This window comes from Haloprofundus halophilus, assembly GCF_003439925.1.
Classification (GTDB): domain Archaea; phylum Halobacteriota; class Halobacteria; order Halobacteriales; family Haloferacaceae; genus Haloprofundus; species Haloprofundus halophilus.
Genome location: NZ_QQRR01000001.1, coordinates 188,061 through 199,766 on the forward strand (window position 1 = coordinate 188,061; position 11,706 = coordinate 199,766).

The following is an 11,706-nucleotide window of genomic DNA, read 5'->3' on the forward strand; positions in this document are numbered from 1 at the left end:
CGCGCATGAGACGGTATGGACAAGACGTTCGCGGAGCGGGTGTCGGCGGTGCTCGGCGTCGACACCGAGACGTTCCGCGCACAGGCCGCCGCCGACGGGGAAGTCGTCAAGGAAGAGTTGGCAGCGGGCACGTTCGACAACCACCAGTCTATCGTCGGCTTCGAGTACGAGTTCTACGCCGTCGCCGACGGCCGCTGGACGGAGTCGACCGACGACGAGAACGCACTGATGCGCGTCCCGCGGCGACTGCTCGAACTCATGGGGTTCGAGAAGGAACTGGGCCTGCACAACGCCGAGATGTCGACGAGTCCACAACCGTTCGGGCCGTACGGCATCCGCGCCCAGGAGTCGGAGGTTCAGGCGCGACTCGCGGCCGCGCTCGACTGCACTGCCGCCGAGGGGATGCGCCTCGTCAGCGACGCGATGTGGACGATTCCGCCCGCGGGCGAGACGGCCCGGAGCTATCTCTCCGACAGCGTCGTCGACGACGGCGTCCGCATCGCCACCAACATGAGCGACTCCGTCCGCTACCACGCGATGGCAAACACGGACGAGGCGGCCGACACGTTCGCCGTCGACGCGCCGAACGTCGACCTGCGGGCGGACACGGTGATGCCCGAGAGCCTCATCACCTCCATCCAGCCGCACTACCAGGTCGCCCACGCCGCCGACCTCCCCGTCTACCACAACTACGCGCTCCGCATCGCGGGGCCGCTTCTCGCGCTCGGGGTCAACTCGCCGTTTTTCCCGCCGGACCTCTACGAGGAGGGCGTCGACGCCGAGACGATTCTCGCCGACGCCTGGGACGAGCACCGCATCGCGGTCTTCGAGTCCGTGCTGAACGACGACGACGACGACAAAGTCGCGTTCCCCGAGGACCTCGACTCCGTCGAGGAGGCCGTCGACAGGGTCGTCGTCGACTCGACGCTCGTCCCGATGCCCGTCGAGCGAGGCGACCGCTTCGACGACTCGTTTGCGACGCTCAGAACGAAACACGGCACCTACTGGCGCTGGGTTCGTCCGGTGTTCGACGGGCCGACCCGGTCGGCGGCGAACGCCCGCATCGAGTTCCGGCCGATTCCCGCCCAGCCCACCGTCAGAGACTCCATCGCCTTCCAGGCGGCGTTCGCGGGGCTGATGGAAGCGCTGCCGCGCCGGGAACACCCCGTGCTCTCGCTGGACTGGGGACAGGCGCGCGAGAACTTCACCGCCGCGACGCGGATGGGACTCGACAGCGGCCAGCGCTGGATCACGAACGACGGCCAGGAGACGACGAACCCGGTCGAACTGTACGAGGACCTGCTGGCGCACGCCCGCCACGGCCTCGAAGTTTCCGGCTTCTCGGAGACGGAGGCCGAGCGCTACATCGCACCGCTTCGCTGGCGCGTGGAGGCGAAGGAGACGCCAGCGACGTGGAAGCGCAGAGAGGTGAGAACGCGACTCGACGACGGCGCGTCGCTCGCCGAGGCCATCGCGGGGATGCAGCGAGCGTACATCGAGGCCCAGGAGGAGACGCTCCTCGAAGGGACGTTCGCCGACTGGGCGTAGCACGGTCGCCGACTGGGCGTAGCACGTTCGGCCCGAGTACGTTTTTGCCGACGGGGGCAACGGTGAATATCGGGCGCCCCAACTGCTGGCTATGGTCGACATCGGAGACGAAGCACCCGACTTCACAGTACCGAAAGCCGGCGGGGAGGCGTACAACGACCTCGAAGCGTTCACCCTCTCGGACGCCGTCGCGGACGGGCCGACAGTGCTCGTGTTCTACCCCGCGGCGTTCACCAGCGGCTGTACCGCGGAGATGTGCGCCTTTCGGGACTCGATGGGGCTGTTCGACGACCTCGACGCGCAGGTGTACGGCGTCAGCGTCGACTTACCGTTCTCGCAGAACGTCTGGATACAGCAGGAGGCGATCAACTTCCCGATGCTCTCGGACTGGAACCACGAGGTCATCCACGCCTACGACGTGGTGCTCGACGACATGTACGGGACGATAGAGGTGGCCCAGCGGAGCGTGTTCGTCGTCGACACCGACGGCGTCGTGACGTACAAGTGGGTACGGGACGGAGAGAACCCCGACTTCGATACGCTCGTCTCCGAGACGGGGGAGGCGGTCGAGGAGGCCACGCTCGCGTCGGACTGAGAAAAGTCGGCGTCCGAGCGGTCGGTGGTCGCCGTGACCGGTCGCCGCGGTTCTCGTCGCCGTCTACAGCAGCGACTCGATATCTTTGTGTCGCTCGATGTCGACGCCGTCTTCGGTGACGACGGCGATGTTGATGCCGTTGCCGGAGGCCAGGTCACGTTCGACGGCGCTCTTGATGGCGCGAGTCGCGACGTCTTTGGCCTCGTCGAGCGAGAGGCTCTCGTCGTAGTCCTGTTCGAGCACACCGAGAGCGTACTGCGAACCGGAACCGCTGACGGTGTACTCCTCCTCGGTGGTGCCGCCGGCGGGGTCGATGCTGTAGACGTGCGAACCCTCGGAGTCGACGCCGCCGAGGATGGGGCTGACGATGAGGAAGCCGCCCGAGCGCAGGAAGTTACCGACGAGCGTCGACAGCGCGGTCATGCTCATCTCCTCGCCGCGGCGGGCCTCGTAGAGGCGCGTCTCCGCGCGGAGCGAGCGGATGAGCGACTGCGCGGCCGACACCGACCCGGCGATGGTGAGCGCACCCGTCGGGTGAATCTCTTCGACCTTCTGGACGTCTTTGCTCGCCACCATGTAGCCGGCGCTGGCGCGCATGTCGGTCGCGAGAACGACGCCGTCCTCGGTTTTGATGCCGACGGTGGTCGTCCCGGTTTTCATCTCGCCTTCGCGCGGTTCCGACGACTGCTCGGCGTTCGGGAACTCGCCGAGTTCCGGCCCGAACACTCGTGAACGGTTACCGTCGAGGGGACTGTCGCTCCCGGAGAAATCCGATGTCGGTGGACGCATTACCTACACTTGCGCGGCCGCGCAGATAAATGCACCTCTTCACTCGCTCGTTGCCGCCGTCGCAGCGGTCGGTTCTCCGTCGCGCGAGGGCGCCGCCGCTGGACGAGCGAGAGCCACAAAGACGGGCGGTGTCGACGGGTCCGGGTGGGGTCGACGGGTCCGGGTGGGGTCGACGGGTTCGGGGTTACTGTGCGGCGGCGTTCTCGTAGGCGGTTCCGACGGTTTCGACGAGACGGCCGACCGGGAGTCGAACGCCGAGCTGGCGAACCAGGAGCGTCAGTGGGAGGAGCGCGATACCCAGTGCGAGCGTCAGGTGGTACAGGGCGAACAGGCTGATACGGGACAGCGACTCGAACATTGCCTACTCCGGGCTCCATCCCGGTGGTATATAAACTTTCTCGCTTCTCCAAGCCGACGAAGTCGACGCCCGCTTGCGATTAAACTCAAGTTGTGTTCTCCGCAACTGGGGTGGGTTTTCTGGCAACCACGACGGATACGGTGGGTGGGCAATCACTGTATCACGCATAACTTACGGAGATAATCCGCCGAGGTACACGGCCGGTTCCGACCGCTCTCCGCGCCGGACGTTCGGTCACGACCGAATCACAAGACACGAAACCCCCTATCCCTACCTACGGGTATGAGCAACTACCTCGTAGCGATGGAGGCGGCCTGGCTCGTACGTGACGTGAAAGACATCGACGACGCCATCGGCGTCGCCGTCAGCGAAGCGGGCAAGCGCCTCAACCAGCAGAACAAGGAGTACGTGGAAGTCGAAGTCGGCGCGACGCCGTGCCCGGCCTGCGGCGAACCGTTCGACTCGGCGTTCATCGCGGCCAACACGGCGCTCGTCGGCCTGCTCCTCGAAATCGACGTGTTCAACGCCGACGGCGAGAAGCACGCCGCCCGCATCGCCAAGAGCGAAGTCGGCGGCGCGCTCCGCGACGTGCCGCTGTCGGTCATCGACATCGTCGAGACCGAAGAGGAAGACGAGTAACGCGGCGACGAAGTCGACTCTCCGCTCGTTCGACGCACCGCGCACCGCGAGCCGCGGCGCGGATAGCCGAAACCTTTTCAATAACCGCTGGTAATCGGCGGACATGGAACTCCCGACGCCGCAGGACCTGCGCGAACGCAGGAACACGCTGGGGCTGACCCAGAGCGCGCTGGCGGACGCCGCCGGCGTCTCCCAACCGCTCATCGCCCGCATCGAGGGCGGTGACGTCGACCCCCGACTGTCGACGCTCCGCCGCATCGTCGAGGCGCTCGACGAGGCCGAAGGCGACGTGCTCCGCGCCGGCGACATCATGAACGAGACGGTCATCCACGTCGAACCGGACTCCTCGGTCCGGGAGGCCGTCGACGCGATGGAGGAGGAGGCGTACTCGCAACTGCCCGTGCTCCAGTCGGGGATTCCGGTCGGCTCCATCAGCCAGTCGGACGTCATCCGCGGCGGCGACAACGTCGGCGACAAGCCGGTGAGCGAACTGATGAGCGAGTCGTTCCCCACCGTCGCCCGCGACGCCACCGTCGACGAAGTTCGCAACCTCCTGGACCACTACAAGGCCGTGATGGTGACCGAGGGCGGCGAGACGGTCGGCATCATCACCGAAGCCGACGTGGCCGCGCAGCTCTCGTAGTCGCGTCTCTCTCTCCCTCTCTCCGTTCGCCGCTCCGGACGTTTTTGTACGAAGACGGGTCCATCCTGCCGCGTGACTTGACGAGTCGGCGCAGCGCGGTCGAGGCGGGAGCACGGCGAGCCCGTTGCGCTCCGAAGTCCCGATTCGCCGTCTGTTCGCCATCCGCTTTCCCCTTCGAGCGTCGGCTCTCCGACCGGACGCCTACAGCTCTAACCCGCGTATCGAAACGCCGGAGCCGTCCTCGACGCGACCGATTACGCGCCCGTCGGTCGCCTCCGCCAGCGCTTCTGCGTCCCCGGGGTCGAGCGCCGCGACGAACCCGGTGCCCATGTTGAACGTCCGGTGCATCTCCTCGTCGGAGACGTTGCCTTCCGACTGCACGAACTCGAACACGGGCTGCGGGTCGAACGCGTCGTCGACGACGTAGCGGTTCTCGCCGAGGCGTTCGAGGTTCGTCCACCCGCCGCCGGTGACGTGGGCCGCGCCGCGGACGCCGTGCTCGCGCATCGGGTCCAGCAGGTCGGTGTAGAGTCGCGTCGGTTCCAACAGCGCCTCGCCGACCGTCTCGTAGCCGTCACCGGGGAACGGGTCGTCGTAGTCGTGGTTCTTCGTCGCCGCCTTCCGCGCGAGCGTCAGGCCGTTCGAGTGGATGCCGGAGGACCGAAAACCGACGAGCGCGTCGCCGGGTTCGGCGTGGCCCTCGAAGATGTCGTCTTTGGCTGCGAGGCCCGCACACGTGCCCGCGAGGTCGAGTCCGTTGATGACCTCGGGCATCACCGCCGTCTCGCCGCCGACGAGTTCGACGTCCGCCTCGTCGGCACCGGCGGCGAGTCCTTCGCCCACCTGTTCGGCGAACGTCTCGTCGGGTTCGTCGACCGCGAGGTAGTCGACGAACGCGACCGGTCGCACGCCGGCGGCGACGAGGTCGTTCGCGTTCATGGCGATGCAGTCGATGCCGACCGTCGAGTAGTCCGAGAGCGCCTCGGCGACCAGCAGCTTCGTCCCGACGCCGTCGGTCGCCAGCGCGAGGTACCGGTCGCCGATGTCGAGCAGTCCGGCGTAGTCGCCCTCGCTGTCGCCGACGGCCGATACGAGCGCAGCCGTCGCCGCCTCGCTGGCCCCGATGTCGACGCCGGCGTCCGAGTACGTGAGTTCCTCGTCGTCTCCCATGCGCGAACCCCCGCGGTGGCTCCTCAAAAGCCCACCGCTCGCGGGTCGCCGCCTCGCCGGGGTGGTGGTACGCGGGACGTAACAGGGCTGTGCCCCGTCCCACTTTCGGGATAGGCAGCCTCAACTCCGGCGGTTGCGGTCGCCTAACGCGGTCGACGCCGCGGTTGAGACCGCCTAAACGTCGCTTCGACGACCGTACGCCTACTCGAGTGGAATGCGTCGGGGTCGCCCGAATCCCGCCGTGATAGCCGTTCGCACGAACCGGTAGGCAGTGACAACTCTCGAGAACGGTTCAGAACGAACTACCGCTTATATGCGGACTGAAGCAGTCGAATAGAACGCCGTCCATGGCAAGTGCGCCTTCAACTGCCGACCGCCGTATCACTCGCCCCGCGGACGTTCGGTTCGGCCCCACGGTTCGTGCGATCACCGTCTCGGCGATTCGTTTCGTCGCCTTCTGGCTGGCGGTCGCACTGCCGTTCTGCCAGCTCGCGCTGGTCGTCGGCGGGCTGTCCGGCGACCGGTCGCTGGTGCTCGTCGCCCTCCTCGGCGTGAACGTGCTCGCGCTGGTCGTCGGGCACAACTACCGGAGACGGTGACGCCGCCGAACGCGTCACCCTCCCAGCGGTACTTCGACGAGAGCCATCTCGTCTCCGTCGACCACCGAGTCCAGGACCGTTTCGAGCTCCGCCCACGACTCGGGGCGGTAGCCGTCAACGCCGAAGCTCTCGGCGAACGCGACGAAGTCAGGGTTGGTGAGTCCCGTTCCGAACGCCTCGCCGGTGTGTTCGCGCTGCTTCTCGGAGATGAGCCCGTAGTCGTCGTCGTTGAACACCAAGACGGTGAAGCCGAGACCGAGACGCGTCGCCGTCTCCAGTTCCGCGGCGTTCATCAGAAAGCCGCCGTCGCCGGTGCCGACGACGACGTTCGAGTCGAGCGCCAAGTCGGCGGCGACGCCCCCGGGGACGCCGATGCCCATGCTGGCGAGACCGTTCGAGACGATGCACGTGTTCGGCTCGAACGTCGGAAACTGCGTCGCGATGGCCATCTTGTGGCTCCCGACGTCGGAGACGAGCACGTCGTCGTCGGCCATCGCGTCTCGGAGGTACGGGAGCACGCCAGCGACCGAGAACGGCTCGTCGTCCTCGGGCGTCTCCAGGGCGTCCGCGAGCACCGCTTCGTGTGTGTCGGCACACCACGTCCCCCACGTTCCCTCGACGGTCGCTTCGAGGCGCTCCAGCGCCCGCGAGATGTCGGCGACGATCTCGACGTCCGGGTTGTAGTGCTGGTACACCTCGGCGGGTTCGTGGTCGACGTGGACGACGCGAGTGTCGGCGTTCGGGTTCCACCGCTTCGGGTCGTGTTCGGCGATGTCGTAGCCGACGGCGACGACGCAGTCCGCGCCTTCCATCGCCGCCTCCGCCTCGCCGTCCGGTCCCGAATCCAGCGTCATCAGCGAGTGGGCGCTGCGGTCCGACACCGCGCCCTTCCCCATGTACGTCGAGACGACGGGGACGTCGGTCGCCTCGACGAACGACCGCAGGCGGTCGGCGGCGTTGGCTCGGACCGCACCGTTTCCGGCGAGTACGATGGGTCGCTCGGCGGTCAACAGCAGGTCGGCGGCGCGTTCGACCGACGCCGCGTCCGGGTCGGGTCGACGGACCTTCTCTCGGACCGGGAGCGGTTCGTAGTCGACGGCTTCGGCGGCGACGTCCTCCGGAAATTCGAGGTGGGTCGCGCCGGGCTTCTCGTACTCGGCGAGTTTGAACGCTTTTCGGACGGACTCGTTGATTATCTCGGTGTCGTTCAGCTGCGTGTTCCACTTGACGACGGCCTCGAACGTGTGGACGACGTCGAGCGCCTGGTGGCTCTCCTTGTGGAGTCGCTCGCGGCCGCCCTGTCCGGTGATAGCGACCAGCGGCGACTTATCGAGGTGCGCGTCGGCGACGCCCGTGAGGAGGTTCGTCGCGCCCGGACCGAGCGTGGCGAGGCAGACGCCGGCGTCGCCGGTCAGACGACCGTGCACGTCGGCCATGAACGCCGCGCCCTGCTCGTGTCGGACCGGGATGTACCGTATCGAGGAGTCCCGAAGCGAGAACAGCACGTCCTCCAGTTCCTCGCCGGGGACCCCGAACACGTACTCGACGCCCTCGGCCTCCAGACACCGGACGAGAAGGTCCGAAGCCTTCATTCCGAGAGCGACTCCAGGCCGGTGCTCGAGTCGCCGTGCTGGACCCAGACGGTCTTGCGGTTGACGAACTCCCGGATACCGTGTTCGGAGAGTTCGCGGCCGTAGCCCGAGTCCTTCACGCCGCCGAACGGCACCCGCGGGTCGGATTTGACGATCTCGTTGACGAAGCAACAGCCGGCGTCGAACGCTCGCGCGAATCGCTCGCCGCGGTCGGGGTCGCCGGTCCAGACGCTCGCGCCGAGTCCGAACGGCGTGTCGTTGGCCCGCTCGATGGCCTCCTCCTCGCCGTCGACGCGCCACAGCGACGCGACGGGGCCGAATATCTCGTCGTGGGCCGCCGGCGTCCCGTCGGGGATGTCCGTCAAGACGGTCGCCGGGTAGTACGCTCCTTCCCTGTCCATCGGCTCGCCGCCGGTCAGCACCGTCGCCCCGGCGTCGACGGTCTCTTCGACCTGCTGGTGAAGGTCCTCGACGAGGCCCTCTCGCGCCTGCGGGCCGAGTTCCGTCCCCTCGTCCGCCGGGTCGCCGACAGTGAGCGACTCCATCTCCTCGACGAATCGCTCCTCGAACTCGTCGTACACCTCGTCCATCACGATGAATCGCTTGGCCGCGATACAGGACTGGCCGTTGTTCTGCGTCCGCCCGTAGACGGCGCTCCTCACCGCGCGTTCGACGTCGGCGTCGTCGAGAACGACGAACGGGTCGCTGCCGCCGAGCTCCAGCACCGACTTCTTCAGGCTCTCGCCCGCCGTCGACGCGACGGCCCGACCGGCGGGGCCGCTGCCGGTGAGCGTCACACCCTGCAGCCGCTCGTCTTCGATGATGCCGTCTACGAGGTCGGAGCCGACGAGAAGCGACTGGAACGCGCCGTCGGGGAAGCCGGCTTCCGAGAACACCTCCTCGATGGCCTTCGCACAGCCCGGCACGTTCGAGGCGTGTTTCAGCAGGCCGACGTTGCCCGCCGCGAGGTTCGGCGCGGCGAATCGGAACACCTGCCAGAAGGGGAAGTTCCACGGCATGATGGCCAGAACCGGGCCGAGTGGTTCGTAGCTCACGAACGCGTGGGCGTCGGCTTCGGTGCCGATAACCTCGTCCTGAAGGTGTTCCTCGGCCGTCTCGGCGTAGTACTCGCAGACCCACGCGCACTTTTCGACCTCCGAGCGGGCTTGGACGATGGGTTTGCCCATCTCGCGCGTCATCAGTTCGGCGTACTCGTCGGTGTTCTCGCGGAGCACCTCGCCCGCTCGCTTCAGGAGCGAACAGCGGTGCGCGAAACTCGTCTCGCGCCACTCCGCGAACGTCTCCGTCGCTCGGTCGAGGGCGGCGTCGACGGTCTCCTCGTCGTCGTCGGGATACGTGTCCAGTCGCTCGCCGGTCGCCGGGTTGACGCTCTCCATAGCTTCGAAAACGGAAGCGAGTCGCTTAGTCGTTCGCCGGCGAGCGAAGGCCCGTCGGCCGTCTCCTGTCCCCTCAGAAGAAGAGCAGAAGCACGGTTACGCCCATCGTCGGCACCGTGAAGACGACGTAGACGATTTTGCTCCACCCGAGCACCTTTCGGCCGTCGAGCGGGCCGAACGGAATCATGTTGAACGCGGCCAAGAAGAGGTTGATGATGACGCCGAGGTTCGCCATTTCGGCGAGGAAGCCGCCGGTGGGAACGACGAGCGCCAGCGGCAGAAACACCAGCGCCAGCACGACGTTCACCGCCGGTCCCGCGAGCGCGATGAGGCCGTGTTCTCGCTCCGTGAGCATCCCGCGGTGGTGAACCGCGCCCGGGGCGGCGAAGATGAAGCCGAGAAACGCGCTCAGAAGCGCCAGAACCAGCATGCTGTAGTCGGCGCGGAACTCCGCGACCTGCCCGTAGTGGACGGCGACGACTTTGTGTCCGAGCTCGTGCAGCAGGAAGCCGACGCCCGCCGTCAGGAGGCTGACGACGAGCCCGGAGACGAGTCCCCGTTCGAGCAGTCTGAAGGGGTCGCCGCCGGCGAAAAACAGCGCGAAGGCGACGCCGAGTACGAGCCACGCGACGGCGAGGTCGCGGACCTCGCGGCCGCTGAAGGTGAGATTCACGCGACCGCCCCCCAGACGAGCTCGGCGCTTCTGCGTGCGCCCTCCAGCATCAGTCGGCTGACGGCTTCGGCACCGCCGAGCTCCGCGCCGAACAGCGGCAGGATGTACGTCACGAACAACAGGCTGGCGATGATACTGCCGATGTTCGTCATGGCGACGACCATGATGAGTCGGAACAGCGGTACGTCGAACATCTGCTCCAGCAGTTCGCCCAGCGGCGTCTCCTCGTCGGTGAGCAGTTCGTTCAAGCGACCGATGTCGGCGACGTTCACCGCCGTGTGGCGCAGCTCCATGTAGCCGGTGAACCACCCCGGCGCGAGCAGCGGGTTGACAGAGGTCATCCAGGCGACGAGGCCGCCCACGGTCGCCGACGACCATCGCGCACCGGCGAGTTTGGCGAGTCCGGCCGCGAAGATGCCGTTGACGAGGAACCACGCGCCGAACAGGCGGAGCAGGAAGCCGTCTCTGACGCCCGCCATCGCCAACAGGACGAAGAAGGCGACGAAGCCGACGGAGACGAGCGTGCCGATTATCTTCATCCACGGGATTCCGCGTTTCTCGGCGACGCCCGTCAGCGACTCCATCGGCGGCAGCGTCTCTGGGTTCCGGAGGTAGTTCTCGATACCCCGTTTGTGCCCCGCGCCGACGACGGCGACGACGTCTTTCCCCTGGTCGCGGAGGGCGACGATGTTGTGCGCGAGGTAGGCGTCGCGCTCGTCGATGAGCGCCTCCGCGCCGCCGGGGCTGAACGCCCGAAACTCCTCCATCATCACGCTCACGACGTCGGTGTCGGTGAGTTCGGCCATGTCGAGTTCCTCGACCTCCTCGCCGCGGTCCATCCCCGTCGCCGCGAGGACGAAGCCGGCGAGCAGGCCGACGACGACGCCCCCGGAGATGCCGAGCGCGAGGCTCCCGCCCACCTGAATCACGAACCCGGAGAACGTCGACTGGACGAACGGATCCGTCAGGCCGAGCGTCGCCCCGCCGAGCAGCGCGACGGCGAGACCGCCGGCGATACCCGCGAAGATACTGTCGCCGTCGTCGACGACGAGGGAGGCGACCCACGAGACGACGAGGCCGGAGACGACGCCCGCCAAGGCGGACCCGAGCGCCCGGACGAACACCGCGTCAGTGATGCCGAGAAAGCCGCCGAACAGCGCGATGACCGGGCCCGCGACGAAGCCGACGAGTAGGCCGAACATGAGACCGACGACGCGGGCGTCGGTGACGCCGAAGGCGAGGCCGCCGGCCATCCGGAGTTTCTCGACGAAGCTCATCCGCGCCCAGAACCGCTGGATGGTCGTCTGGATGTCGCGGTCGACGAGCGCCACGTCGATGCCGTGGCCCTGGGCCGTCTCGACGGCCGCGAGCATGTCCGCACCGGGTTTCACGTCGAACTTCTCGCCCATCTGCGCCTGCACGTACGAGAGCATCCAGTAGGCGATGAACTGAAAGACCGTGTTCCCCTGCAGCAGTTCGCCGGGGTCGAGGTCGTCGGGCGTCTCGCCCTGCATCTGCCGATAGCGCCCCTCGTCGAGTTCGACGGCGACCACGTCGGGTCGCTCGGCGTCGATGGTCTCTTCGACCTCGCGGACGCTGTCGGCGGAGACGTGCGCGGTGCCGACGACGCGCACGCGTCCCGTTTCGGGGGCGGACTCCGCTCTGTTACTCATCGACCTCCGCTACAAGTTCACCCCTGTTAT

12 protein-coding genes are annotated in these 11,706 nt (G+C 67.3%); 5 read left to right on the forward strand and 7 right to left on the reverse strand.

The genetic code is table 11. The annotated features are described in order from the left end of the window. The first annotated feature begins 15 nt into the window (after positions 1-15). On the forward strand, positions 16-1,548 hold the full coding sequence (locus tag DV709_RS00910) for a hypothetical protein (protein ID WP_117591106.1): 1,533 nt from the start codon (positions 16-18) through the stop codon (positions 1,546-1,548). A gap of 91 nt (positions 1,549-1,639) precedes the next feature. Beyond that, positions 1,640-2,143: a redoxin domain-containing protein gene (locus DV709_RS00915; RefSeq protein ID WP_117591107.1), complete on the forward strand. Its 504-nt coding sequence runs from the start codon at positions 1,640-1,642 to the stop codon at positions 2,141-2,143. A 63-nt stretch (positions 2,144-2,206) separates the two neighbouring features. On the opposite strand, the gene psmB is transcribed toward DV709_RS00915, so the two are convergent. Together psmB and DV709_RS17900 are read right to left on the reverse strand one after the other, a co-directional pair. Further along, a complete protein-coding gene (gene psmB / locus DV709_RS00920; protein WP_117591108.1) occupies positions 2,207-2,932 on the reverse strand; it encodes an archaeal proteasome endopeptidase complex subunit beta in 726 nt (241 codons plus the stop codon). A gap of 184 nt (positions 2,933-3,116) precedes the next feature. Continuing rightward, positions 3,117-3,290: a hypothetical protein gene (locus DV709_RS17900; protein ID WP_168191267.1), complete on the reverse strand. Its 174-nt coding sequence runs from the start codon at positions 3,288-3,290 to the stop codon at positions 3,117-3,119. 282 nt (positions 3,291-3,572) lie between these two features. On the opposite strand from DV709_RS17900, the gene DV709_RS00925 reads away from it, so the two are divergent. Next, positions 3,573-3,929 (forward strand): DUF555 domain-containing protein, encoded by a 357-nt coding sequence (locus DV709_RS00925; protein ID WP_117591109.1) that lies wholly within the window; start codon positions 3,573-3,575, stop codon positions 3,927-3,929. 103 nt (positions 3,930-4,032) lie between these two features. Beyond that, the gene (locus DV709_RS00930; RefSeq protein ID WP_117591110.1) at positions 4,033-4,572 is read left to right on the forward strand and encodes a CBS domain-containing protein; all 540 of its coding nucleotides are present in this window, start codon (positions 4,033-4,035) and stop codon (positions 4,570-4,572) included. 201 nt (positions 4,573-4,773) lie between these two features. Here the strand turns inward: DV709_RS00930 and purM are convergent, their stop codons facing one another. Continuing rightward, positions 4,774-5,742, reverse strand: coding sequence for a phosphoribosylformylglycinamidine cyclo-ligase (gene purM, locus DV709_RS00935; RefSeq protein WP_117591111.1), 969 nt, complete (start codon positions 5,740-5,742; stop codon positions 4,774-4,776). Positions 5,743-6,089: 347 nt separating this feature from the next. Here purM and DV709_RS00940 point away from each other — a divergent pair, with 347 nt between their 5' ends. After that, entirely contained in the window at positions 6,090-6,341 is a 252-nt protein-coding gene (locus DV709_RS00940; protein WP_117591112.1) for a hypothetical protein, read from the forward strand. Positions 6,342-6,355: 14 nt separating this feature from the next. On the opposite strand, the gene DV709_RS00945 is transcribed toward DV709_RS00940, so the two are convergent. The 4 genes from DV709_RS00945 to DV709_RS00960 all read right to left on the reverse strand — a co-directional run bounded on the left by DV709_RS00945 (position 6,356) and on the right by DV709_RS00960 (position 11,676). After that, positions 6,356-7,933 (reverse strand): acetolactate synthase large subunit, encoded by a 1,578-nt coding sequence (locus DV709_RS00945; protein WP_117591113.1) that lies wholly within the window; start codon positions 7,931-7,933, stop codon positions 6,356-6,358. Next, positions 7,930-9,330: an NAD-dependent succinate-semialdehyde dehydrogenase gene (locus DV709_RS00950; protein WP_117591114.1), complete on the reverse strand. Its 1,401-nt coding sequence runs from the start codon at positions 9,328-9,330 to the stop codon at positions 7,930-7,932. The genes DV709_RS00945 and DV709_RS00950 overlap by 4 nt, the downstream gene beginning before the upstream one ends. 73 nt (positions 9,331-9,403) lie before the next feature. Next, complete coding sequence (locus DV709_RS00955) at positions 9,404-10,003, reverse strand: metalloprotease (RefSeq protein WP_117591115.1); 600 nt, start codon at positions 10,001-10,003, stop codon at positions 9,404-9,406. Next, the gene (locus tag DV709_RS00960) at positions 10,000-11,676 is read right to left on the reverse strand and encodes a TraB/GumN family protein (RefSeq protein WP_117591116.1); all 1,677 of its coding nucleotides are present in this window, start codon (positions 11,674-11,676) and stop codon (positions 10,000-10,002) included. Before DV709_RS00960 ends, DV709_RS00955 begins: the two co-directional genes overlap by 4 nt. Positions 11,677-11,706: the final 30 nt, after the last annotated feature.

What these genes read in the sequence shown, in the direction of transcription:
- DV709_RS00915 (WP_117591107.1), top strand. Translation starts at nt 1,640, where the DNA reads ATGGTCGACATCGGAGACGAAGCACCCGACTTCACAGTACCGAAAGCC.
- DV709_RS00925 (WP_117591109.1), top strand. Translation starts at nt 3,573, where the DNA reads ATGAGCAACTACCTCGTAGCGATGGAGGCGGCCTGGCTCGTACGTGAC.
- psmB (WP_117591108.1), bottom strand. Translation starts at nt 2,932, where the DNA reads ATGCGTCCACCGACATCGGATTTCTCCGGGAGCGACAGTCCCCTCGAC.
- DV709_RS00940 (WP_117591112.1), top strand. Translation starts at nt 6,090, where the DNA reads ATGGCAAGTGCGCCTTCAACTGCCGACCGCCGTATCACTCGCCCCGCG.
- DV709_RS00945 (WP_117591113.1), bottom strand. Translation starts at nt 7,933, where the DNA reads ATGAAGGCTTCGGACCTTCTCGTCCGGTGTCTGGAGGCCGAGGGCGTC.
- DV709_RS00950 (WP_117591114.1), bottom strand. Translation starts at nt 9,330, where the DNA reads ATGGAGAGCGTCAACCCGGCGACCGGCGAGCGACTGGACACGTATCCC.
- DV709_RS00910 (WP_117591106.1), top strand. Translation starts at nt 16, where the DNA reads ATGGACAAGACGTTCGCGGAGCGGGTGTCGGCGGTGCTCGGCGTCGAC.
- DV709_RS00930 (WP_117591110.1), top strand. Translation starts at nt 4,033, where the DNA reads ATGGAACTCCCGACGCCGCAGGACCTGCGCGAACGCAGGAACACGCTG.
- purM (WP_117591111.1), bottom strand. Translation starts at nt 5,742, where the DNA reads ATGGGAGACGACGAGGAACTCACGTACTCGGACGCCGGCGTCGACATC.
- DV709_RS17900 (WP_168191267.1), bottom strand. Translation starts at nt 3,290, where the DNA reads ATGTTCGAGTCGCTGTCCCGTATCAGCCTGTTCGCCCTGTACCACCTG.
- DV709_RS00960 (WP_117591116.1), bottom strand. Translation starts at nt 11,676, where the DNA reads ATGAGTAACAGAGCGGAGTCCGCCCCCGAAACGGGACGCGTGCGCGTC.